Genomic DNA, 23,398 nt, shown 5'->3' with positions numbered 1-23,398 from the left:
TTCATTAGGCCGCCTCTTCCTCTTCGCCGATCAGGATCTGGTTCTCGTCAATGTAGAAGTGCGGCGGCACTTCCATATTAGTCGGAGCCGGTAAGTTACGGAAAACACGACCGGCCAGATCGAAGCGAGAACCGTGACAGGGGCAGAAGAAACCGCCTGGCGAGCCGGTCCCACCCATATCGGAAGAACCCGGCTCAGGACGGTATAACGGCGAACAACCAAGGTGGGTACAGATACCGACCATAACCATGACTTCCGGCCGAATCGACCGGTGGTAATTTTCGGCATACTGAGGTTGCTGCGGCACGCGAGACTCGGGATCGGCCAGACGCGGCGCCAATTCCTCAAGCTCTTGCAATGCCCTTTCGTCACGCTGAAAGACCCACACGGGCCGTCCACGCCACTCGATATTGATCAGCTGACCCGGCTCCAGGCGACTAATGTCAACCTCTACCGGTGCACCCGCGGCTTGAGCCCTAGCACTTGGCTGCCAGGACGCAAGGAAGGGGTAGGCGGTAAACACAGCGCCTACGCCACCCACAACCGCGGTCGTTGCAGTCAGAAAACGGCGTCTTGATTTATTTACGCCTTCTTGATTCATTCACGACCCCCACGAGGTTGAGACGGTGCCTGGAAGGAAAAGCCGGCCTTAGCCGACCTGCCGAGCCCCTAGAAAAACAAAAGGGAACCCGGGCAAATTTGGCGCATAAGGATCTTATATCCCACCTGGGAAATCAAGCGGACAAGCCGCAGAAGCGATACATCGAACGCAACTTTCCGGGAAAAGACCGTATAAAGTTCCCGCACTCCAACCTGGAATTAGCGGGGGCTAGGTGCGCCTATTAGGCCGGCAAGACACTATATCCGGCTGCTGCCAACCCTGCCGGCATGGGCACGAAACATCGATCGAACGCGCTCAAGCCGGATTATCGACATCGATAAAGGAATACTTGAGCCCGAAGCGCTCGGCAAGATGCTCGCCTAGGGCCTGAACACCGTAGCGTTCGCTGGCATGATGACCGACAGCATAATAGTGAATACCTTGCTCCCGCGCGCTGTGCGTGGTCCGCTCGGAGATTTCTCCGCTGATATAAGCGTCGACCCCACTTGCAGCAGCAGCGTCGATGAAGTCTTGCCCTGCTCCGGTACACCAGGCGACTTCTTGAATTTTGCCCGGCCCGCCTTCGATATGCATGGGACTGCGCCCCAAGACAGCCTCGATGTGGGCGGCAAACGCCTCAGCGGTTACCGGCTGCGCCAATCGCCCCTTTAGGACCAAGGCCGGCCTCGGTCCGGCTGCCACCTCGCCGGTTATGGCAATTCCAAGCCGATCGGCCAATTGACGGTTATTGCCGTAGAGCGGGTGGGCATCCAACGGCAGGTGGTAAGCAAGTAAATTGGCATTCGCTCGCAGCAGGGCGCCAATACGTTGAGCCTTCATCCCGACTATGCTGGGGTTCTCCCCTTTCCAAAAATAGCCATGATGCACCAGAACCGTATCGGCCCCTTCCGCCAAGGCTCGCTCCAGAAAAGCTTGCGATGCAGTCACCCCTGCAATCAACGTTTGCACCTCCGAACAACCTTCGATCTGAAGCCCGTTCGGACAATAATCGCTGAAGTGCTCGACGGCCAGTAGGTCATTCAGATAAGCGATCAGCTCCGAGCGCTGGACCATATTTACTCCTTATCTCCCTCACCAAGCCATCGATTAGGGACACTAGCACGCCGCCGAACAATGTGCGAGGCCGAATCGCCAACCAATAGTACTCGGCCCTTCACAACGTACGCCATTTACACAGCCTTACATTGTGAAGGCATCGAAAGCATGCCGTCGAAGAAGATTTACACTACAATATAAGCCTTTGTTTTATCGCGAGCCGGATTACGACACCCGATAGGCCGCGCACCCGCAGGCACAAACAAAGCATAAAAAACGCCCGTGGCGGGAAGACGGTTTTGACTGTCGGCGTAAAATGTACCCAGCATCGACTGGGACGAGGACATGTCCGTAATGAAGAAAAGTCGTCTACTCCGTTTTTACTTAGTTATGCGTTAGTCGGCATTATCGTAGCAGCAACGATAATGTACGTATTCCCCGGTGTAATTGGGCCGGAACAACACGTCGTTGAAGTACACTCGTCCGAAGCCGGCACTCCAACCCCAGGCGGCGGGCTGGGTGAGGGTCCGGTTTCCTACGCCGATGCGGTGGCACGGACAGCGCCCGCCGTCGTCAACATATACACCACCAAGCGGGTACAAGAGCGACAGCATCCTTTGCTGGAGGATCCGTTGTTTCGCCGCTTTTCGGCGAAAGTCCGGGCGGAGAAACCCGCGAGCGGATGGAAACAAGCCTCGGCTCCGGCGTTATCCTCAGCGAAAACGGCCATATCCTTACCAACAACCATGTCATCCAGGGAGCCGAGCAAATCGAGGTCATGCTCAACGATGGGCGCACCGCGGACGCACGGCTAATCGGTGCCGACCCGGAAACCGATTTGGCGGTACTGGCCATAGAACTCGACAATTTACCCTCCATCACGTTGGGACACTCGGATGCTTTGCGCGTCGGCGATGTCGTGCTTGCCATCGGCAACCCGTTTGGCGTTGGGCAGACCGTTACCCAGGGCATCGTCAGTGCGACAGGGCGCTCGCAACTGGGCCTTTCGACGTTCGAAAACTTTATCCAGACGGACGCGGCTATCAACCCAGGCAACTCAGGAGGGGCGCTGATCAATGCTCGCGGCGAGTTGGTAGGCATTAATACGGCGATTTTCAGTCGCAGCGGAGGCTCGCACGGGATCGGCTTTGCCATCCCCGCCGAATTAGCGCGGGAAGTACTGATCAGTATTATCGAGCACGGTCGGGTTATTCGCGGCTGGGTTGGCATCGAAGTACAACCGCTTACGATGCCTCTTGCAGAATCGTTTGGACTTGATTCCGATGCCGGCGTCATCGTCGCTGGCGTGCTACGTAATGGGCCTGCAGATCAAGCCGGCTTGCGCCCCGGCGACGTCATTCACACCATTGACGACACACCCGTCGATAATGCCCAGTCCTTGCTACGGCTCATCACCGCACGCCCGCCAGGGACGGAAATCACCGTCGGCGCGTGGCGCACCGCCGACGAAACGACATTTGAAACGCAAATTAGCATTCACGAACGGCCCCACAGACAAGAATCGCGACGCTAATAGGGAGCGAGGATAGTTAGCTCCCGCGGGAGCAAGGCCAACCTACTAATGCCGCCCTCTGTCGAAGGGCGGCTCTTATGGTTATTTCTCGGCTTCGACTCGCAGCTCGGCCGAGCGCGCATGAGCTGTTAACCCTTCTCCCCGAGCTAATATACTGGCAGTCTTCCCGAGCCGAGCCGAACCGCTTGCCGAGCAGTTAATGACGCTTGTCCGCTTCTGAAAATCGTAAACGCCCAAGGGCGAGGCGAAGCGTGCCGTTGCCGATGTCGGTAGCACGTGGTTTGGCCCTGCGCAGTAATCGCCTAGCGCCTCCGGCGTATGCCGCCCAAGGAAAACCGCACCTGCATGACGAATCTCGGCCAGCAAAGCTTCCGGCTCGGCGACCGATAGCTCTAGGTGTTCGGGGGCAATGACATTGGCCACGACAGCCGCTTCGCTCAGATCTCGCGCGAGCACAAAAGCACTACTGCCCGCAAGCGATTGGCGGATAATAGCTTCTCTCTCCAATGTCGGCAGCAAACGCTCCATCGAGGCCTGCACTTGATCGAGATAACGCTCCGAGGTCGCGATTAAAATCGCCGATGCCTGTTCGTCGTGCTCGGCCTGCGAGAAAAGATCCATTGCGATCCAATCGGGGTCGGTTTCACCATCGCAAATCACTAATATTTCCGACGGCCCGGCAACCATATCGATGCCGACCACCCCGAAAACCATCCGTTTGGCCGCAGCAACAAAAGCATTACCGGGCCCCACGATCTTATCGACAGCGGGAATCGTTGCCGTACCATAGGCAAGCGCGCCCACCGCGTGCGCTCCACCCAGCGTAAACACTCGATCGGCCCCGGCGATACGGGCCGCCGCCAACACTAGCGCGTTAACCTCGCCGGCCGGGGTCGGCACGACCATAATGACTTCCGGCACGCCCGCAACCTTCGCCGGAATGACATTCATCAATACGGAAGAAGGATACGCTGCCTTTCCGCCCGGCACGTAAACGCCGACGCGGTCTAACGGCGTCACACGCTGACCGAGCAGTGTCCCGTCGGTTTCTTGGAACTGCCAAGACTCCTGCTTCTGTCGCTCGGCGTAAGCACGAATGCGGCCGGCAGCTTGCTCTAATGCCACGCGTTGATCGCTCGGCAACTCGGCCAGCGCAGCCTCTAAGCGCTCGGCGGAGATTTCAAATTCGGCCACCGTCTGCGCTTCGAGCTGGTCGAAACGCTGGCTGAACTCAAGCAGGGCGGCGTCGCCGCGCTGCTTGACAGCATGGAGGATATCTCTAACCGCATGTTCGACACCTGCTTCAGCGCTGTTGTCCCAAGCGGTTTTCGCCCGCAAACGCTCCCAGAAATTGGGTTCCGCAGTACTTAGGCGTTCAATATCCACCATCTTTCCAAGCCTTTCTTGCACTGATAAAGGAAAGCACCGAACCAAGCCTCGCGCGCAGCTGCCAAGCTCCGCTCTTTGTAGGCAATCGTTCAATATTTCGAGGTCTGGCGCTAGCGCTGGACCGCCTGCGCCATTTCGGTAATAAATCGTTTAATACGACGATGCTTCATCTTCATCGAAGCTTTATTTACGATCAACCTCGAACTGATGTCTGCTATATGCTCCAACGGCTCCAGGCCATTGGCTCGCAGAGTATTGCCGGTATCGACCACATCCACGATCAGGTCCGCCATCCCCATTAAAGGGGCTAACTCCATCGAACCGTACAGCTTGATCAATTCCACCTGGCGACCGCGCTCGGCGTAGTAGCGCCGGGCGATATTAACGAACTTGGTAGCGATCCGAAGGCGTCCTTCGCGCAGGTTAGCGCCCGGACGGCCCGCCACCATTAAACGGCAGCGGGCGATGTTGAGATCCAACGGCTCATACAAATCCTGCCCGCCGTACTCCATCAGCACGTCCTTGCCGGAGACACCGATATCCGCGCCGCCGTACTCGACGTAGGTTGGCACATCGGTCGCTCGCACAATCACCAGCTGGACATCGGGCTGGTTGGTCGGCAAGACGAGCTTACGGCTCGATCCAGGGTCTTCCAACGGCTCTATCCCGGTCTGCGCCAGCAGAGGCAACGTTTCCTTAAGAATACGCCCTTTCGATAAGGCTATGGTTAGGCTATCAGACATAATTCATTCCATCGTTCCGCTGGCGAGACGCTGACTCTGGCAAAGCGAAAACCGATCGACGACTAGTCCGGCACACGCCGAATATTCGCCCCCAGCTGCGCCAGCTTTTCTTCAATACACTCGTAACCGCGATCGATGTGGTAGATGCGCGCGACTTCCGTCTCGCCTTGGGCCACCAACCCAGCTAAAACCAGACTCGCAGAGGCACGCAGATCGGTTGCCATAACTGGCGCGCCGGTCAAGGTCGGCACTCCCCTACTGATGGCGGTATTACCTTCGATTCGGATATCCGCGCCCATACGCTGCATTTCCAACGCATGCATGAAACGATTCTCGAATACCGTCTCGGTGATGGTCCCAACGCCTTCGGCGATGCTGTTCAAAGCGCAGAACTGCGCCTGCATATCGGTCGGAAACGCAGGATAGGGTGCCGTCCGCAAAGACACGGCCTTAGGCCGCTCGCGGCGCATGTTAAGTTCGATCCAATCCTCTCCGGTATCGATCTCCGCGCCGGCATCTTCCAGCTTGAGCAGCACGGCTTCCAACAAGCTCGGGTCGGTATCCTTAATGCGCACGCGCCCGCCGGTCATAGCGGCAGCCACCAAATACGTACCGGTTTCGATGCGGTCCGGCAACACCCGGTAGTGTGCACCCGATAACGACGGCACTCCGTCGATGACGAGCTTATCGGTACCGGCACCGCTGATCTGTGCTCCCATAGCGTTCAAGCAGTTAGCAAGATCCACCACTTCCGGTTCGCGCGCGGCATTCTCGATGACAGTGGTACCTTCGGCAAGCGCGGCAGCCATCATCAGGTTCTCGGTTCCGGTGACAGTTACGGTATCGAGCACAATCAAACCGCCTTTCAGGCGCTTGCACTGTGCCTTGATGTAACCGCCCTCGACGGTAATGTCGGCACCAAGAGCCCGCAACCCCTCTACATGTAGATTGACCGGCCGCGAACCGATAGCACAGCCGCCCGGCAAGGAAACCGTCGCCTCGCCGAAACGCGCTAATAGCGGCCCTAACACTAAGATACTCGCCCGCATGGTCTTAACTAATTCGTAAGGGGCGTAGCAGGTCTTGATCGTACTCGTGTCGACCTCAACGCTAAGCCGCTCGTCCACCGTCAGGCTGACGCCCATCCGGCCGAGCAATTCCATAGTGGTCGTAATATCCTGCAAATGCGGGATATTACCGACCGTCATGGGACCTTCGGCTAGCAGGGTCGCAGCCAAGATAGGTAACGCGGCGTTCTTAGCGCCGGAAATGCGGACATCCCCGTTAAGGGGAACGCCGCCACGCATGATCAATTTTTCCATTTCAAGTATTCCGGATCTGGACTCGGAAACCCGCGCGAGGTTTCGACGAAGGGTTAAGGCCTTGGCAAAGTGCTATCTGTATGCCCACCCTGCGAAAGCGGCAGAGCATAAGCCATGCAACGTTACTAAACTAGCTTAGATGTCTCAGCCGGCCTGGTTCATCCACCCGGAGGGAAAGAAGCACGACGACACCTAACCGCGCTGATCCGGCGTTAGCGTACGCATGGAAATCGCGTGCAAGACATCGCTGTGGATGTGCTCCTCAAGCAGCGCATAGACCATCCGATGCCGTTGAATCGGCGTCTTGCCGGCAAAAGCCGGCGAGACGATCGTAGCCTGAAAATGCCGCCCGTCCCCCTGCACTTCTACTTCGGCAGCTTCCAGCCCAGCCTTAATTAGCACTTCGATCTCTTGAGGATCCATCATGCTCCGTCCTCGCTCTCATCAAATGTATTCACATGTCCGCCCAACACGCTTCAGGCGGCGCTAAATGGCAGCACATCCTGTAAACCGCTGACTTCGGCAATCGCCTGCATTTGCGGCGACATTTTAACAAAACGAATATCCTGCCCCTGCATCTGCGCTACTCGCGTCCACTCGACAAGCAACGCAAGCCCTGCGCTATCGGCGCGCTCCACCCCCCCGAGATCGACCGTGATCCGGGCCTGGCCTTTGAACAAGCGCTGGCTTTCCCGCAACAAGCCCGTCACCGTGGAAAAGCCCATCACACCCTGTACCGTGAATGCGCCGGCGGACAAGCTCGGACGCAGCTCAGCCTTAAGCTCGGCGGCTCTCATCCTTACTCCCCTTCAATTTGGCGAACCATGAACGTTCCGATCAAATCTTCCAATACCAATGCCGGCTGCGTGTACTCGATTTCATCACCATCTTCCAGATAACCAAAGCCGGGAGCGCCGGGCGTTAACCCGATGTACTGCTCGCCCAACAGGCCGGCCGTCATTATTCTGGCATCGGTTTCCGCCGGCAGGCCCTGGAAGCGAGCGTCGATTTCCAAGACCACATCGGCGCGCCAGGTCTCGGGGTTCAATTCAATCGAGGCGACCCGCCCGATGCGTACACCGCCAACAGTGACCGGCGCCCGCGGCTTTAAATTACCGATGTTGCGAAAACTGGCCGTTAGCTCGTACGTCGGGCCTTGGCGAAATTCCGTAAGATTGCTGACCTGGACAGCCAGGCCTAGCAATGCAGCCAAACCCAGGGCAACGAAGATGCCCACCCAAATTTCTACCACACGGGATGTTTGCATAACCTGCTGCCCCTTATCCGAACATGAGCGCGGTCAGAATAAAATCGAGCCCGAGGACCGCTAGCGACGTATTGACTACGGTCCGCGTGGTCGCACGACTAATACCTTCCGAAGTCGGCGTGGCGTCGTAACCTTCGAAAACCGCAATCCAAGCCGCTACGAAACCGAACACAATCGCCTTGATCAAACCGTTAAGCACATCGTCATAAAAAGAAACTGCGGCCTGCGTCTGCGACCAGAACGCCCCGTCATCGATACCCAACATATTCACACCGATCACGTAACCGCCCATAACGCCCAGGAAGCTGAAAATCATCGCCAGTAACGGCAAGGCGAAAAAGCTGGCCAGAAAACGCGGCCCGATCACCCGGCGAATAGGGTCGACCGCCATCATTTCCATGCTTGAAAGCTGCTCCGTGCTCTTCATCAAACCGATCTCGGCGGTCAATGCCGAGCCTGCCCGACCGGCAAACAATAACGCGGTAACGACAGGCCCCAACTCCCGCAGCAAGGACAACGCAACCAAGACGCCGAGCGACTCGGTAGCGCCAAACTGCACGAGGGTGTAATAGCCTTGCAGACCAAGCACCATACCGACAAAGGTGCCGGAGACAATAATGATAATTAGCGACAGGACACCGACCGAAAAGATCTGCGCCACGATAAGCCGCGGCCGTAACAAGACGGCCGGAATCGCCGCGAGTATCTGCAATAAAAACAGATGTCCGCGCCCCAGCCGCGTCAGCGACTGCAACACCCGCTCTCCAAGAAACTGGAACCCTGCGATCATCGCCGGCCTCCACGCTGTTTACCCGTTAGCAGATCATCGCGATAGGATCCGCCGGGGAAATGGAAGGGCACCGGGCCGTCCGCTTCGCCTTGCAAAAACTGCTGAACCCAGGGCGAGTCGGACTGCCATAACTCCTCCGGCGTACCGGACTCGATGACTTGCCCACCGGAAAGTACGTAGATGCGATCCGCGATTTCAGCGCTTTCCTGGACATCGTGGGAGACTAGAATACTGGTCAGCCCCAGCGCGTCGTTAAGCAAACGGATAAGCTTAACCAGCACCCCCATCGAGATAGGGTCCTGCCCTGTAAACGGCTCGTCGTACATAATCATCGATGGATCGAGCGCGATCGCCCGCGCCAGCGCCACTCGTCGCGCCATGCCGCCCGACAGCTCGGTGGGCGCAAGTTCGCGCGCACCTCGCAAACCGACCGCTTCCAATTTCATCAAAACTAAATGACGAATCAGAGACTCGGGAAGGTCTGTATGCTCGCGCAGCGGGAATGCCACGTTCTCGAAAACGTTCAAATCGGTAAACAGCGCACCGCTTTGAAACAACATCCCCATCCGCCGCCGCAATTGATACAACTCTTTACGCCGCAGCCGGTGGACATCGATACCGTCGACTTTGATGGTGCCGGCGTCAGGACGCAACTGACCGCCGATCAGCCGTAGCAGAGTGGTTTTACCGGTTCCGCTCGGCCCCATAATCGCGGTGACTTCACCGCGCCGTATATCGATATCGACGCCGTCAAAGATCTTCCGCTGCCCGCGGGTGAAATGCAGGCCGCGAATTTCAACCATGACGTCGGAGGGTCGAGCGCTATTATCAGCTGCCATAGGCATCACTTGATTGCCAAACCTCGATGACGGGAAGGAACGTCTACACATCCGGGGTAGCGAGAGCCACCTATTACCGGATGGTTAATCACCATTCAGACAGTGCAGCTATGCGCGTCGCCGAAACTAAAGGCGAGACATTCGGAGCACCCCAAACCTTGAACGATCAGGAGTATCCGGCATGGTTCCACATCAGTCAAATGACATACGCTGTGTAACGAAGCAACAGCGGGTATGATAACGCCCGTCATGCACTCGGCGATCGACCCATGCTTTTATATATCATCGGACTGATAGTCGGCTTTGCGGCGCTTGCCTGGAGCGCCGATCGATTTGTGCTCGGAGCCGCCGGCGCAGCCAATCAACTCGGCCTATCGCCGCTAGTCATCGGTTTGACGATCGTTGCACTAGGCACATCGGCACCGGAGCTGCTCGTTTCCGGCCTGGCCGCTTGGCACGGCAGTCCAGGGCTCGCAATCGGCAACGCTGTCGGCTCCAATATCGCCAACATGGGCCTGATTCTCGGTGCCACCGCGCTGGTCGCACCGCTTGCTATCCACTCGCGATTACTCCGCCGCGAGCTTCCCGTTCTTTTCGCCACCATTCTGTTGTGCTGGGCGCTGCTCTGGAACGGCCAGTTATCGCGGTTGGAGAGTAGCGCGCTATTGCTCGGCCTCGTTGCCCTGATTCTTTTCCTGCTTTGGGAAAGCCACCGAAAATCGGCACGCACCGACCCTATCGCCAGCGAATTTGCCGCTGAGATCCCAAGCGGCTTAAGCGTTGGCCGAGCCGCCTTATGGTTGACAGTCGGTTTGATCGGGCTGCTGCTTAGCGCGCGCCTTTGCGTTTGGGCGGCCGTGGAACTTGCACAACTTTTCGGCGTCAGTGATTTAGTAATAGGCCTGAGTATAGTTGCGCTAGGCACCAGCCTACCGGAATTAGCGGCTTCTATTGCCAGCGTACGCCGGGGAGAGCATGACATCGCCATTGGCAACCTGATCGGCTCGAACATGTTCAATCTGCTCGGAGTTATGGGTCTGGCTGGCTTAATCGCGCCGACTGCGGTAGAAAGCGGCGTCATCGAGCGGGACTTTGCGGTGATGTTCGGCCTCACCGCAGCGGCGGTCGTCATGAGCCGCGGCTTAGGTTCGCCGGGGCATATCGGTCGACTTGGCGGCGCGTTGCTACTGCTCGCCTATGCCGGCTATCAGCTGTGGCTCTACCTCGTGTCGGGGTCGTAACGAAGGCGCGGGTGTGACGGGTTACTATTACCCCTGGGCCGGAACTGCTATACCATGTCTGCCGCCTTAGCCGGTATAAACCAAACGAGGGAATTGCTCGGTGTTTCGCTAATAATTCGCAGTATTTTTGAGTGCCAGACCGATGCCGGAACGGAGGAGCGGTACCGCGGCCCTTGATCTGTGCACACGCATCTAAGGGTGACAGAAATACTCCGAATTATTGGGCAGGTACGCTAACGCTAAGCTTGGCGGTATATACAACGCCTGAAAAACTCATTCACCTGATGACGACACTCAACGAGATGGAACAAGATAAGATTCGTTCACCGCTAAAAGATACCGATACGACCTCCCCCAATGCACGGGTTACCGACGGTCGGCTCCGCGAGCTGGCCTTAGCGGTGCTGGCAACGGAAGCAGACGCCGTAGAAAGCTTGAAAGAGCGCATTGACGAAACGTTTACCAAAGCATGCCGCTATATGCTGGCCTGCGAAGGCCGAGTCGTCGTTACCGGCATGGGCAAATCCGGCCACATTGGCAACAAAGTTGCCGCCACCCTAGCCAGCACCGGCACACCGGCATTTTTCGTCCACCCCGGCGAGGCCAGTCATGGCGATCTCGGCATGATCACGCCCCAGGATGTGGTCCTGGCGCTATCGAATTCGGGCGAAACCGAGGAAATGATCACGATCCTACCGCTTATTAAGCGGCTCAATGTGCCCTTGATCGCCCTGACCGGCAACCCCGACTCGACGCTCGCCAAAGCCGCGAACGCGCATATCAACGTTAAGGTTCCGAAAGAGGCCTGCCCGCTGGGCTTGGCGCCTACGTCAAGCACAACAGCCGCCTTAGCCATGGGCGACGCCCTCGCCGTTTCTCTGCTCGAAGCCCGTGGTTTTACCGCCGAAGACTTCGCCCGCTCCCATCCCGGCGGTCGCCTGGGACGCCGCTTGCTGCTTCTCATCGACGACCTTATGCACACGGGCGAACGGGTACCGCAGGTAACGCCGGAGACAGCGCTAGCCGACGCGCTGATGGAGATGAGCCGCAAAGGCTTAGGCATGACCGCCGTCGTCGATCAGAAACAACGACTGCTCGGCGTTTTACCGACGGCGACCTGCGCCGAGCCCTGGATCGAAACGTCGACGTACACCGCACTAAGGTACGCGACGTGATGACGGAGCGGTGCAAAACCGTCCATCCGCAGCAACTGGCAGCCGAAGCGCTCGCCGTCATGGACGAACACAAAATCAACGCACTGCTGGTTATCGACGACAACGAACAACTGGTAGGCGCACTTAACATGCACGACCTACTGCGTGCCGGCGTGGTCTAGACAAAATGAATACCGGAGAGCTTGAATACGCCTGCTTCACGGCGCCTACGCCCGCCCTTGCCGAGCGGGCGCGAAACATCAAACTGCTCGCCCTGGATGTCGACGGTGTCCTCACGGACGGTCGCATATACATGGGGAACAACGGGGAGATGATGAAAGCGTTCCATATCCAGGACGGCAAAGGTATCAGTATGTTACTTGCCGCAGGCGTGGAAGTTGCGATCATTACCGCACGCAGTTCACAAATTGTCGACCAACGCGCGAAAGAGCTAGGAATTCGTTACGTTTTACAGGGTCAAAAGCAAAAGCAAATAGCGCTTGAAGAATTGCTGGAGCTGCTTAATCTTGACCTTGCACAGGTTGCCTATGCGGGCGACGATTTGGTAGACGTTCCCATCCTTGCTCAGGTCGGGCTCGCCACCGCTGTCGCCAACGCTCACCCCTGGGTGAAACGACACAGCCATTGGACCACCCAACGGGCCGGTGGCGAGGGCGCCGTGCGCGAACTTTGCGAACTCGTCCTCGCAGCCAAAGGGCAACTGCGAAGTATATTGGAGCGTTATGTTCCTTAAACGACGCCTTTTTCCGCTGGTAAGCCTCGTCGTAATGGCGGTGATGGCTTGGTGGGTTTTTGATGAGCGCGAGCAGCCGCCCCCGCCCACAGCCGAAGAACAACCTCCCGAGGAAACCGACTACTACGCGCGGCAGCTCCACCTGCTGACCAGCGGCGCAGACGGACGCTGGCGCTATCGGTTGGAGGCCGACGATATGATGCATTATCCACGCACCGAGCATTGGGAGTTCGACACCCCCCGGCTCGAGCTGTATACCGAAGACGGCGCCAACTGGTACGGTACGGCGGAACGTGGACGTGCCTGGGCCGATGGCGACGAAGTGTTACTGCAAGGTCAGGTCAGGCTTTGGCGGCCGGCCGGAGAAACAAGAGAAGCCACTCAACTCGATACCGCAGAAGTTCATCTGCAAACGCAGGAACATTACGCTGAAACCGATCAGTTAGCCGTACTGACACAGGAGAGCGGCCGCATCGAAGGGATTGGCGCTCGCGCCTGGCTGGACGAGGGCCGAATCGAACTACTTTCCAGAGTAAGGGCTCATTATGCACCGCAAGAGCTATAGCCGCCTCGGCTTAGTATTTATCGCATCGGCACTTCTCTTAGCGACCGGCATAACGCAGGCGGAACGCGGCGCAGCCGTTCAGCTCGAATCCGACCGCGCCGAAATGAGTCAAGCGACCGGAATCGGCGTGTACACAGGTAATGTCGAATTAACCCACGGCGACACCATCATCCGTGGCGACCGCATGACGGTACACACCTCCCAGAACCGAGAAATCGAACGCGTCGTCGTCGAAGGCGAACCGGCCAATTTCGTCCGTGCCCGCGAAGGCCAGCAAGAACCTATTCGCGGCTATGCTCCGCGCATGGAATATCATGCAACGGCCCCCGAGCACGTGCGACTTCTGCAGGGCGCGCGCCTGGTTCAGGGGACGAACGAATTCACCGGCGAAACTATCCACTACGACCTGACCGAAGAACGCGTCGCCGCGGAAGGTGCAGGAGAACGCCGCACCCGGATTACCTTTTTCCCCCGGCAGGACGAAAACGCAGAGGGCGAAGACGAATGAGCCGCTTGCTAGCCAGCGATCTAAGCAAGAGTTATCGACGGCGCTCGGTGGTCAAGAGCGCATCGGTCGAAATCGGTAGCGGCGAGGTTGTAGGGTTACTAGGGCCTAACGGCGCCGGCAAGACCACATGCTTTTACATGATCGTCGGCCTCGTACCCGCCGATAGTGGCCGAATCGAGCTAAACGGTCAGGATATCACCCGCCTCCCCATGCACGAACGAGCCCAACGCGGTATCGGCTATCTACCGCAGGAAGCCTCGGTTTTTCGAAAACTGACTGTGGCCGATAACATCATGGCAGTTTTAGAAATACGCAAAGATCTCGACCGTGCCGGCCGGCGCGAGGCACTAGAGGCTCTGCTGGAAGAATTCCACATTGGCCATCTGCGAGATCAATACGGCATCAGCCTATCCGGCGGCGAGCGGCGGCGAGTAGAAATCGCCCGAGCCCTAGCCGCCAACCCTGCCTTTATTCTTCTCGACGAACCGTTCGCCGGTGTCGACCCCATTTCGGTGATCGATATTCAACAGATTATCGGCCAACTCACCGAACGCGGCATCGGCGTACTCATTACCGATCATAACGTTCGAGAAACCCTCGGCATCTGCGAGCGGGCGTACATCCTCAGCGGAGGGCACGTCATCGCATCAGGCAATGCGGAAGCCATCCTAGCCAATCAACAAGTCAAGGAAGTGTACCTCGGAGAGAACTTCCGCTTATAGTCGATAAGCCAGCGGCAACAATTCACACACCGCCCGTGATAGATTTCTTTCGCTTCATACAGAATTTGGGCTAGCATTGGATTAACATCATGTTCATGAAGCATACGCCAACACAACCGGCCGCCTTCGGCCGGAAACCGGTCAGGTAAGCCTTGCAGCCATGAAGCAATCGCTACAGATTCGACTTGGCCAACAGCTGACCATGACCCCGCAACTGCAACAAGCTATCCGCTTGCTGCAGCTGTCTTCGCTCGACCTGCAAACGGAAATTCAGCAAGCGCTTGATTCCAACCTCATGCTGGAAGTCGCCGAAGACGTGGAGGCGCGTAGCGACGAAGCAGCGCTGTCGGTCAAGGAACCGCAAGAAGCCGCCGCCGAACGCAACGACCACGATAGCGACATCGAACATGAAGCGGCTAGCGTCCAAAACGAGCGGGAGAACATTCCGGACGAATTACCGGTCGACAGCGACTGGCAGGACGTCTACGACGGGAGCTCGTCCTATAGCGCGGGCGACCCCGACAGCCAGCGCGATCTTTTTGAAAACCAAGCCGATAGCGAAGACGGACTACGCGAACACCTGAGCTGGCAGGCGAACCTCAGCCGTTTCTCCGAACGTGATGCAGCGATTGCCGAAGCGATCATCGACGCTATCCGCGAAGACGGCTACCTCGGCTGTAGCCTGGAAGATATCCAAGCGACACTCCCCCCGGACTGGGAGGTCGAGGCGGATGAGATTGAGGTCGTCCTGCACCGGATTCAACGCTTCGATCCGGTGGGCGTTGCCGCGCGCGACCCCCAGGAAGCGCTGCTGATTCAGCTCCGAGTGCTTGATTTAGATTCCCCCTGGCAAGAAAAAGCCCGGGAATTAGTGGAAAAGCATCTGGACCTTCTCGTCAATCGTCAGTACGCTCAACTTATGCGCCGCATCAAACTCAGCGAAGAAGAGCTGAAAGCGGTCATTACGTTGATTCAAGGGCTCGACCCTCGGCCGGGATCGCAATTTAGCGCGCAACGCGCGCAGTATGTCATCCCGGACGTGTATGTGCGCAAAGTACGGGGAGTTTGGCGGGTGGAGTTAAATCGCGAAACCGCACCCAAAATCCGCATCAACAATTACTATGCAAGCCTTGTTCGGCGTGCCGATAACAGCGCCGACAATACGACGTTGCGCAACCATTTGCAGGAAGCCCGCTGGTTTCTCAAGAGCTTACAAAGCCGCAACGAAACCTTGGTGAAAGTTGCCAATTGCATCGTCAAACATCAACAGGGCTTTCTGGAGCAAGGGGAAGAAGCGATGCAGCCGTTAGTGCTGCGGGAAGTGGCGGAAGAGGTCGACATGCATGAATCGACGATCTCCCGAATTACCACTCAGAAATACATGCACACCCCCCGCGGCACTTTTGAGTTCAAGTATTTCTTCTCCAGTCACGTGCAAACGGCGGATGGCGGCGAATGCTCAGCCACCGCCATTCGCGCCCGAATCCGACGCCTCATTGCTGCCGAAGACGCAAGACGCCCGCTTAGCGACAGCAAATTAGCGGAAATCTTGCGCGACGAAGGCATCAATGTGGCACGGAGGACCGTGGCCAAGTATCGCGAAGCCATGTCCATCGCCTCGTCCACCGAGCGCAAACGATTAGCTTGAAGGCAAATACAGGAGGCCGCATGCAAATCAATCTGACTGGACATCATGTCGACATCACCGAGCCTCTGCGGGAGTACGTGACCACCAAATTCGCTAAACTTGAGCGGCACTTCGACAACGTCGTTAGCGTGCATGCCGTCCTCACTGTCGAAAAACTTGAACAAAAGGCCGAAGCGACCATACAGTTGCGCGGCGGCACCGTGCATGCCGACGCCGTCGCGACCGACATGTACGCGGCGATCGATGCTTTAACGGATAAACTTGACCGTCAAGTCGTTAAGCACAAGGAAAAACTAACGGACCACCACCGCAGCGAAGGCGCCATACATCGCGCCTTAGCGGAAGAATAGGCGACGACCGTCGGCCGTATCGCAATGCTTGCAGGCACGCGATGCGGCCGATATACCTTACCTCGCCCCTGACAGCGTATTGGCAGGCACAATGGACATCATTGACCTTATCAGTCCGGACCGAATCAAGTGTGACGCCGACGTCACCAGTAAAAAGCGGGCTCTCGAACTGCTGAGCGAAATGCTCGCCGCAAGTACCGAGACGCTCCCCGCTAGCGCCCTATTCAACAAGCTCACCGGGCGCGAGCGACTTGGCAGTACCGGTCTTGGACACGGTGTTGCACTTCCCCACGCCCGCATCGAAGGCAGCGATAAAGCTGTAGGCGCGCTCATTAAGCTCGAGGAAGGCATTGACTTCGACTCCTTCGACAAACACCCTGTAGACCTTCTATTCGCGCTGGTAGTTCCCGAGCATTTCACCGACGAGCACCTAAAAATACTGGCCGACCTCGCCGAGATGTTCAGCAATGAGCAACTCTGCGAAAGTCTGCGGCAGGCTAATACGCCCGAAGATATGTACAAGGAACTGCTGCACTGGCAGAAGCAGCTAAAGATTGCCTGAACGTGGCGGATCCATCGGTTCAAAACACACGCGATTCTGTGATTTCATCTCGACCTAGCGCGTCTGGCAAGACTGTGCCGGGTACGCTTGTCCAGATATTTGATCGAGGCGTTTTGTTAACGGGCCTTAGCGGTATCGGCAAAAGCGAAACGGCACTTGGCCTTATCGATAGAGGCCACGCGTTGGTTGCCGACGATGCGGTAGACGTTTACCTCGACGAAGGTTTGCCTTTCGGTAGCTGTCCGCCGTTGCTACGAGGCATGCTCGCTATTCGGGACCTAGGCGCATTGGATATTCAGCGTCTATGGGGGGCGAAGCGGGTCGCGGAAAGTGCTCGAATCGATATTGCGATCGAGTTGCTCGCCTACGAGCCGGGACCAGCCAAAGCCGGCGATATTGCCCGGCCAACGGCACGATACGAGCTACTCGATCTCAGCATCCCCTGCGTGAAGCTAACGGCGGGTCCGGGGCGGAACTTGGCTTTGCTGGTTGAAACTGCCGTAAGGGATCTGCACGCTCGGCAACAGGGCTATCATGCCGACCGCGTACTCAATGACCGACAGCAACGCCAGTTGAGCGGAGAAGCGTCATGAAACTGGTGATTATTAGCGGCCTGTCAGGCTCCGGCAAAAGCGTGGCACTCCACACCTTGGAGGATGTCGGTTTTTACTGTATCGACAATCTGCCGGTCGAGCTACTCGATGCTTTCGGACGCCACTTGATCGAGAATCCCTATCCGCAGCAAGAGCGTTATGCCGTCAGTATCGATGCCCGCAACAACCCCGGTGCGCTCTCGCGATTTCCCGATATTCTCGAACAACTAGCGGAGCGCGGGCTGAGAGCGGAAATTCTCTTTCTACGCGCCGATAACGATACCTTAATCAAGCGCTTTAGCGAGACACGGCGGCGCCATCCGCTCAGCAACGGCAAAACCTCGCTGGCCGAGGCCATCGAACGCGAGCAAGAGCTGCTAAGCCCTATACTCGGGCGGGCCGACTTGGTAATCGACTCGACCCAAACCACCCTGCACCAATTGCGGAACTTAGTCAGAGAGCGGCTAGATCGCCGGCACGATAGCCGCATATCGCTGCTGTTCCAGTCCTTCGGCTTTAAACACGGCATACCGAAAGACGCCGATTTCGTGTTTGACGTTCGTTGCCTGCCTAATCCGCATTGGGAACCACGCTTACGGCCTTTGTGCGGCCGAGATGCCGAGGTTTGCGAGTACCTCGAAAGCACCGAAGAAGTTGGCCGAATGCTCGGCCAAATCCAGCGTTTCGTCGACGACTGGCTACCATCGTTCGAGCGCGAGAATCGTAGCTATCTTACCGTCGCCATCGGCTGTACGGGAGGGCAGCACCGCTCCGTTTATTTAGTAGAGCGGTTAGCCGAGCATTTTCGTAAAACACGCGACGACGTCGCGATCCGGCACCGGGAATTATCATGAGTGTCGGCTTATTGCTCGTAACGCATAATCGTATTGGCGAAGAGCTGCTTGAGACAGCATGTACAACCTTAGGGCTATGTCCGCTCGCAACGCGCAGTCTCGCGGTTATCCAAGATGCCGACCCCGACCAATTACTGCAACGTTGCGAGGCATTGCTGACCGAAGTCGACTCCGGCGACGGCGTGCTTGTCCTCACCGACGCCTTCGGCTCAACCCCCAGCAACATCGCTATGCGACTTGGCCGGCGGCCTGGGGTAACGGTTGTATCCGGGCTGAATCTGCCGATGTTATTGAGAGTCATGAACTACCCGCAGCTCGGACTTGAAGAGTTACAGCATAAAGCCGTGTCCGGAGGGCAAGACGGCGTCATATTGGTAAAGCAGGAGGGAGCGCAGTAAGTGCCGACCCGCGACATCACAATAATAAACCGACTTGGCTTGCATGCGCGTGCGGCAAGCAAATTCGTCGCCTTGGCGTCGCAGTTCGACGCAGACATCAAACTTCGGCGCAATAACCGCGAGGTCAACGGTAAAAGCATTATGGGGGTTATGATGCTAGCCGCCGGCAAAGGCACCGAACTTACGCTCATTGCCGAAGGCAGCGATGCCGATGACGCCCTGAACGCATTGGAAGAGCTGGTGCAAGCGCGTTTCGAAGAGGCCGAATAGACTCGTTTTTGCTACCCAGGGAGGGAAACCTTATGCGCATGAAGGATCTGTTAGAGCGCTGGGAAGAAACGGCTAGCGAACAGAAAACACCCAGCCATTATTATGTTCGGCTCCCTCTGTCCGACGCGGCCAAATTGGCTGCGCTCGGCGAACTGTACCCTGGCCGCAGCGAAGAAGAGCTCATTACCGATTTGCTAGCCGCTGCGTTAGACGAACTGGAAGCGGCATTTCCTTATATCGAAGGCCAGCGAATGGTCTCGGAAGACGAGCACGGCGACCCGATCTACGAGGACGCTGGCTTAACCCCGAAGTTTCAACAACTCATGCGAAAGCATTTGGTGCGGCTGGAAGAAGAGTTTGGACGCTAACCAAACTCTTTCGTAGCCATGCCCAACGGCTAGTGGCCAATCAGCTTTCGGTTTACCGGTTCAGCGCGAAGGCGTACTGGCAGGTTGCCGAAAAATCATTTTCGGCAACCTGCCAGTGGCCGGCTTACTCGCCGGCAACCGTTAACCCATCAATCAATATCGACCCGGTGCGGACATTGCCCCGCAAATCGACGTCGGACCCAATGGCCTGAATGTTCGCCAACATATCGCGCAAATTCCCCGCTACCGTGATCTCTTGTACCGGGTAGGCAAGCGCTCCGTCCTCGACCCAGAAACCGCTCGCACCGCGGGAGTAATCGCCGGTGACCATGTTCACGCCTTGCCCCATCAGACTCGTCACGACCAGGCCCCGCCCCATATGCCGTACCAGCTCGTCGAAGCCGAACTCGCCGGGCTGGACAACGAGGTTATGTACACCGCCGGCATGTCCCGTGCTTTGCATTCCAAGTTTACGCGCGGAATAACTACCCAGGAGGTAGGTTTCTAGTACACCATCCCTGACTAAATGCCGCGGCACGGTGGCTACGCCTTCAGAGTCAAAGGCGGCGCTGCCTAACGCACAAGGCAGATGCGGCTGTTCTTCGATTTGCACGAAGCTTGGAAAAACTTGCTCGCCTAATTTATCGTACAAAAAGCTCGCTTTTCGGTACTGAGCCCCACCCCTGATCGCGCCAAGAAAGTGCCCCAGCACGCCGCGGGCGACCTCTGGCGCGAATAAAACCGGTACCCGCGCCGTTCCCACACGCCTCGCGCCCAAACGACGCAGCGTGCGTTCCGCAGCTTTCTTGCCCACCGTCTGCGCGGCTTCCAAGAGGTCGGGCCGACGACTTACGGTAAACCAGTAATCGCGCTGCATTTCATCGTTCTGCTTACCGACGGAAACGCAACTCAAGCCATGCCGCGAAGCGTGATAGCCGCCGATAAAGCCGTGGGTGTTGCCATACACCCGAACGCCGCCATGGCTGGATACGTCAGCCCCATCGGAGTTGACTATGCGCGGATCGGCATCGAGCGCGGCGACCTCGCAATCCCGTGCCAGCGCGATCGCAGCATCGGCCTCTAATGCCCAAGGGTGATATAAATCCAGATCGGGGATATCGCGCGCCATCAACGCGGCGTCCGCCAACCCCTGACAGTTATCCTCTGATGTATAACGGGCAATCGTACAAGCCGCTTCTACCGTCTCCCGGATCGAAGCCGGCGAGAAATCGGCGGAGCTCGCACTCCCCTTGCGCTGGCCGAAATAGACCGTTACGCCGAAGCCTCGATCGCGCTGATACTCCAACGTATCGACTTCCCGCATCCGGACCTTAACGGACAACCCGGCGTCAACGCTAACGCTTGCTTCCGCCGCACTCGCACCGCATTTCTGCGCATGCGTCAATGCATCGGCCACTAACTGTTCCAACTCAGCCTGTTGCGGCAAAGCCGCGCGCGAGGCTTTAACCGGCTCAGTTACCGACATAATCACTCCTTACCAAGCCTTTACGCCTGGGTGCCGCCCACAGTAAGCGCATCCACTTTCAAAGTCGGCTGCCCGACCCCGACCGGAACGCTTTGACCGTCCTTACCGCAGACGCCAATACCGCTATCGAGCGCTAGATCGTTCCCAACCATACTGACCTGCTTCAACACCTCAGGCCCGGAACCAATCAGCGTCGCCCCTTTCACCGGCCGGGTCACTTTGCCATTCTCGATGAGATAAGCCTCACTGGCAGAAAACACGAACTTACCGGAGGTAATGTCCACTTGCCCGCCGCCGAAGTTAACCGCGTAGATTCCCCGCTCTACGGAAGCGATAATCTCTTGCGGATCATGCGGCCCGGCGAGCATATACGTGTTTGTCATGCGCGGCATAGGCAAGTGGGCATAAGATTCCCGACGACCGTTGCCGGTCGGCCGCGTGTTCATCAGGCGGGCGTTAAGGCTGTCTTGCATATAGCCTTTCAACACGCCTTTCTCGATCAAGGTTGTGCACTCGGTCGGATTACCCTCATCGTCTACGTTCAACGACCCGCGCCGGTTCGCGAGGGTACCGTCATCGACTATCGTACACAAAGGCGATGCGACCCGCTCGCCGACGCGGCCGGCAAACGCCGACGTCCCTTTCCGATTAAAATCGCCTTCCAACCCGTGACCGATAGCCTCATGCAGTAGCACACCCGGCCAACCAGGCCCCAACACGACCGGCATCGTCCCTGCTGGCGCATCAACCGCCTCGAGGTTAACCAGCGCTTGCCGCACCGCTTCGCGCGCATAGTTAAGCCCGCGGTCACCTTGTAGGAAATACTCGTAACCGAAGCGGCCGCCACCACCGGCGGAGCCGTTCTCGCGCCGCCCATTCTGCTCGGCCAAGACGGTCACATTCAACCGAACAAGCGGGCGAACGTCGGCGCTGAGGCGTCCATCGCTACCTGCGATCAACACCGTCTCGTAAACGCCTGCCAGGCTCACAATCACCTGCTCCACCCGCGGGTCTTGTTTACGCGCCTCCGCATCCAAGCGGCGAAGCAGATCGATTTTCGCCTCCGAGGACAAACTCTCAAGCGGATTCGCCGGCTGGTACAATTCCAGCCCCAGGCCTGCTTGCCATGCCTGCAAACGGCCGGATTGGCCGCCACGGGCAATGGCTCCGGCTGCGGACGATGCATCCATGAGAGCCGGCAACACAATCTCGTCCGAATAAGCAAAGCCGGTCTTCTCGCCGCACATCGCTCGCACCCCTACCCCTTGATCCAGATTGCGGCTTCCTTCCTTCACGATACCGTCTTCCAATACCCACGCCTCGTGGCGCGAGACTTGGAAATACAAATCGGCGGCATCGACCCCCGGCGTCATCAGCTGACCGAACACGCGCTCCAAGTCGCTTTCCGTCAAGCCAGCCGGCGCTAAAATCGTTTGGCGGGCGGTATCCAGATTAAGTTGCGAGATACTTGTACTCATGCTGCCTCTTCGGGTTAGGGGAAACGCTGACTGTTCCTTGCCCTGCTGGGGCTACGACGCGTACAGAGGGGGCAAGGTGCCGTCGGCCGGATAATCGCGCAGACATCAAAAGCGCCGATGCGAGAGTGCCGGAAACCGGCGCCGAACCGTCTCCAATCGCGCGCGGCTGAACTCGGCGATAGCAAACCCTTCGCCTTTATCGACGCTGCTTAAGACAACGCCCCACGGATCGACAATCATCGATTCGCCGTGCGTCTCCCGTCCATTCGGATGACGCCCGCCTTGCCCTGCCGCCACGACATAGCATTGATTCTCGATGGCTCGGGCCCGGAGCAAAGTCTGCCAATGCGCCTCTCCTGTTACTGCGGTAAAAGCAGCTGGCACGACGGCAATCTCCATTCCCTGACCGATCATATGCCGAAAGAGTTCCGGAAATCGCAGATCGTAACAGACGGTCAAACCAAGGCCGCCCAGCGGTGTCTCGACGACCACCGGCTGCGCCCCCGGCTCTAACGTCGCCGACTCGCAATAACGCTCCTCGGCCCCGATTTCCACGTCGAATAGATGAATTTTATCGTATCGGGCGACTCGTTGCCCGGCAGCATCGTAAACCAGACATGCCGCCCGAACGCGCTGCGGGTCGCTCCCTCGCAACGGAATCGTACCGCCGATTAACCAAAGCTTGTGGCGCGCGGCAGCTTCGGCAAGAAAGCGCTGGATCGGCCCCTCGCCGTCGCGTTCGGCAATCGCCAGCTTATCGGTCTCCAGCGGCCCCATGAGTGCAAAGTTCTCAGGCAATAGCACCCAATCTGCCCCGGCTTCCGCCGCCTGGGCTATCAGCCTAGCTGCGGCCTCGAGATTCTCCTCCAACACCGCACCGGAGACCATTTGCACCGCAGCGATACG

General features: G+C 57.7%; 27 protein-coding genes and 1 pseudogene. 15 read left to right on the top strand and 13 right to left on the bottom strand.

What is annotated here, in order from left to right:
• Nucleotides 1-4 precede the first annotated feature (4 nt).
• The gene (petA, locus tag CAI21_RS06765; RefSeq protein ID WP_116301589.1) at nt 5-601 is read right to left on the bottom strand and encodes a ubiquinol-cytochrome c reductase iron-sulfur subunit; all 597 of its coding nucleotides are present in this window, start codon (nt 599-601) and stop codon (nt 5-7) included.
• Between the two features lie 315 nt (nt 602-916).
• Complete coding sequence (locus CAI21_RS06760) at nt 917-1,675, bottom strand: Nif3-like dinuclear metal center hexameric protein (protein ID WP_116301588.1); 759 nt, start codon at nt 1,673-1,675, stop codon at nt 917-919.
• 664 nt (nt 1,676-2,339) lie between these two features.
• On the opposite strand from CAI21_RS06760, the gene CAI21_RS06755 reads away from it, so the two are divergent.
• Nucleotides 2,340-3,191, top strand: coding sequence for a S1C family serine protease (locus CAI21_RS06755; protein ID WP_309544660.1), 852 nt, complete (start codon nt 2,340-2,342; stop codon nt 3,189-3,191).
• Nucleotides 3,192-3,272: 81 nt separating this feature from the next.
• On the opposite strand, the gene hisD is transcribed toward CAI21_RS06755, so the two are convergent.
• The 8 genes from hisD to CAI21_RS06715 all read right to left on the bottom strand — a co-directional run bounded on the left by hisD (nt 3,273) and on the right by CAI21_RS06715 (nt 9,541).
• A complete protein-coding gene (gene hisD, locus CAI21_RS06750; protein ID WP_116301587.1) occupies nt 3,273-4,580 on the bottom strand; it encodes a histidinol dehydrogenase in 1,308 nt (435 codons plus the stop codon).
• 110 nt (nt 4,581-4,690) lie between these two features.
• Nucleotides 4,691-5,323 (bottom strand): ATP phosphoribosyltransferase, encoded by a 633-nt coding sequence (gene hisG, locus CAI21_RS06745; RefSeq protein ID WP_116301586.1) that lies wholly within the window; start codon nt 5,321-5,323, stop codon nt 4,691-4,693.
• A gap of 62 nt (nt 5,324-5,385) precedes the next feature.
• Entirely contained in the window at nt 5,386-6,645 is a 1,260-nt protein-coding gene (gene murA / locus CAI21_RS06740; RefSeq protein ID WP_116301585.1) for a UDP-N-acetylglucosamine 1-carboxyvinyltransferase, read from the bottom strand.
• Between the two features lie 192 nt (nt 6,646-6,837).
• Nucleotides 6,838-7,071, bottom strand: a complete 234-nt coding sequence (locus CAI21_RS06735; RefSeq protein ID WP_404840855.1) for a BolA family protein — start codon at nt 7,069-7,071, stop codon at nt 6,838-6,840.
• A gap of 50 nt (nt 7,072-7,121) precedes the next feature.
• Nucleotides 7,122-7,442 carry an STAS domain-containing protein gene (locus CAI21_RS06730; protein WP_116301583.1) on the bottom strand — a complete coding sequence of 107 codons (321 nt, stop codon included), beginning with the start codon at nt 7,440-7,442 and terminating at the stop codon, nt 7,122-7,124.
• 2 nt (nt 7,443-7,444) lie between these two features.
• Nucleotides 7,445-7,912 (bottom strand): outer membrane lipid asymmetry maintenance protein MlaD, encoded by a 468-nt coding sequence (gene mlaD, locus CAI21_RS06725; RefSeq protein WP_116301582.1) that lies wholly within the window; start codon nt 7,910-7,912, stop codon nt 7,445-7,447.
• A gap of 13 nt (nt 7,913-7,925) precedes the next feature.
• Nucleotides 7,926-8,702 carry a lipid asymmetry maintenance ABC transporter permease subunit MlaE gene (gene mlaE, locus CAI21_RS06720; protein WP_116301581.1) on the bottom strand — a complete coding sequence of 259 codons (777 nt, stop codon included), beginning with the start codon at nt 8,700-8,702 and terminating at the stop codon, nt 7,926-7,928.
• A complete protein-coding gene (locus CAI21_RS06715; protein ID WP_116301580.1) occupies nt 8,699-9,541 on the bottom strand; it encodes an ABC transporter ATP-binding protein in 843 nt (280 codons plus the stop codon). The genes mlaE and CAI21_RS06715 overlap by 4 nt, the downstream gene beginning before the upstream one ends.
• A 269-nt stretch (nt 9,542-9,810) precedes the next feature.
• On the opposite strand from CAI21_RS06715, the gene CAI21_RS06710 reads away from it, so the two are divergent.
• The 14 genes and pseudogenes from CAI21_RS06710 to CAI21_RS06645 all read left to right on the top strand — a co-directional run bounded on the left by CAI21_RS06710 (nt 9,811) and on the right by CAI21_RS06645 (nt 19,528).
• Complete coding sequence (locus CAI21_RS06710; protein WP_116301579.1) at nt 9,811-10,782, top strand: calcium/sodium antiporter; 972 nt, start codon at nt 9,811-9,813, stop codon at nt 10,780-10,782.
• Between the two features lie 302 nt (nt 10,783-11,084).
• A pseudogene (locus CAI21_RS06705) lies at nt 11,085-12,118 on the top strand (KpsF/GutQ family sugar-phosphate isomerase).
• Nucleotides 12,119-12,123: 5 nt separating this feature from the next.
• Entirely contained in the window at nt 12,124-12,690 is a 567-nt protein-coding gene (kdsC, locus tag CAI21_RS06700) for a 3-deoxy-manno-octulosonate-8-phosphatase KdsC (protein ID WP_116301578.1), read from the top strand.
• On the top strand, nt 12,680-13,255 hold the full coding sequence (gene lptC / locus CAI21_RS06695) for an LPS export ABC transporter periplasmic protein LptC (RefSeq protein ID WP_116301577.1): 576 nt from the start codon (nt 12,680-12,682) through the stop codon (nt 13,253-13,255). The genes kdsC and lptC overlap by 11 nt, the downstream gene beginning before the upstream one ends.
• Nucleotides 13,236-13,763 (top strand): lipopolysaccharide transport periplasmic protein LptA, encoded by a 528-nt coding sequence (lptA, locus tag CAI21_RS06690; protein WP_116301576.1) that lies wholly within the window; start codon nt 13,236-13,238, stop codon nt 13,761-13,763. The genes lptC and lptA overlap by 20 nt, the downstream gene beginning before the upstream one ends.
• The gene (gene lptB, locus CAI21_RS06685) at nt 13,760-14,485 is read left to right on the top strand and encodes an LPS export ABC transporter ATP-binding protein (RefSeq protein ID WP_116301575.1); all 726 of its coding nucleotides are present in this window, start codon (nt 13,760-13,762) and stop codon (nt 14,483-14,485) included. Before lptA ends, lptB begins: the two co-directional genes overlap by 4 nt.
• A gap of 160 nt (nt 14,486-14,645) precedes the next feature.
• Nucleotides 14,646-16,133, top strand: coding sequence for an RNA polymerase factor sigma-54 (locus tag CAI21_RS06680; RefSeq protein ID WP_116301574.1), 1,488 nt, complete (start codon nt 14,646-14,648; stop codon nt 16,131-16,133).
• Nucleotides 16,134-16,153: 20 nt separating this feature from the next.
• The gene (hpf, locus tag CAI21_RS06675) at nt 16,154-16,483 is read left to right on the top strand and encodes a ribosome hibernation promoting factor (protein WP_116301573.1); all 330 of its coding nucleotides are present in this window, start codon (nt 16,154-16,156) and stop codon (nt 16,481-16,483) included.
• A gap of 91 nt (nt 16,484-16,574) precedes the next feature.
• Complete coding sequence (locus tag CAI21_RS06670) at nt 16,575-17,045, top strand: PTS sugar transporter subunit IIA (protein WP_116301673.1); 471 nt, start codon at nt 16,575-16,577, stop codon at nt 17,043-17,045.
• Between the two features lie 2 nt (nt 17,046-17,047).
• A complete protein-coding gene (locus CAI21_RS06665) occupies nt 17,048-17,638 on the top strand; it encodes a hypothetical protein (RefSeq protein WP_309544659.1) in 591 nt (196 codons plus the stop codon).
• On the top strand, nt 17,635-18,492 hold the full coding sequence (rapZ, locus tag CAI21_RS06660; RefSeq protein WP_116301571.1) for an RNase adapter RapZ: 858 nt from the start codon (nt 17,635-17,637) through the stop codon (nt 18,490-18,492). The genes CAI21_RS06665 and rapZ overlap by 4 nt, the downstream gene beginning before the upstream one ends.
• Nucleotides 18,489-18,890 (top strand): PTS sugar transporter subunit IIA, encoded by a 402-nt coding sequence (locus CAI21_RS06655; protein ID WP_116301570.1) that lies wholly within the window; start codon nt 18,489-18,491, stop codon nt 18,888-18,890. The genes rapZ and CAI21_RS06655 overlap by 4 nt, the downstream gene beginning before the upstream one ends.
• Nucleotides 18,891-19,160 carry an HPr family phosphocarrier protein gene (locus CAI21_RS06650; protein WP_116301569.1) on the top strand — a complete coding sequence of 90 codons (270 nt, stop codon included), beginning with the start codon at nt 18,891-18,893 and terminating at the stop codon, nt 19,158-19,160.
• A 32-nt stretch (nt 19,161-19,192) separates the two neighbouring features.
• Entirely contained in the window at nt 19,193-19,528 is a 336-nt protein-coding gene (locus CAI21_RS06645) for a type 1 pili tip component (RefSeq protein WP_116301568.1), read from the top strand.
• Between the two features lie 124 nt (nt 19,529-19,652).
• Here the strand turns inward: CAI21_RS06645 and pmbA are convergent, their stop codons facing one another.
• The 3 genes from pmbA to CAI21_RS06630 form a co-directional block, all read right to left on the bottom strand.
• Nucleotides 19,653-21,014: a metalloprotease PmbA gene (gene pmbA, locus CAI21_RS06640; RefSeq protein WP_116301567.1), complete on the bottom strand. Its 1,362-nt coding sequence runs from the start codon at nt 21,012-21,014 to the stop codon at nt 19,653-19,655.
• Nucleotides 21,015-21,034: 20 nt separating this feature from the next.
• Nucleotides 21,035-22,492: a metalloprotease TldD gene (gene tldD, locus CAI21_RS06635; RefSeq protein ID WP_181919297.1), complete on the bottom strand. Its 1,458-nt coding sequence runs from the start codon at nt 22,490-22,492 to the stop codon at nt 21,035-21,037.
• Between the two features lie 105 nt (nt 22,493-22,597).
• Nucleotides 22,598-23,380: a carbon-nitrogen hydrolase family protein gene (locus tag CAI21_RS06630; RefSeq protein ID WP_404840857.1), complete on the bottom strand. Its 783-nt coding sequence runs from the start codon at nt 23,378-23,380 to the stop codon at nt 22,598-22,600.
• Nucleotides 23,381-23,398 lie beyond the last annotated feature (18 nt).

It is taken from the genome of Alkalilimnicola ehrlichii (assembly GCF_003399765.1).
In the GTDB taxonomy this organism is placed as follows: domain Bacteria; phylum Pseudomonadota; class Gammaproteobacteria; order Nitrococcales; family AK92; genus AK92.
Note: the sequence above shows the minus strand (reverse complement) of the source record. Positions and strands in the feature narration are given on the sequence as shown.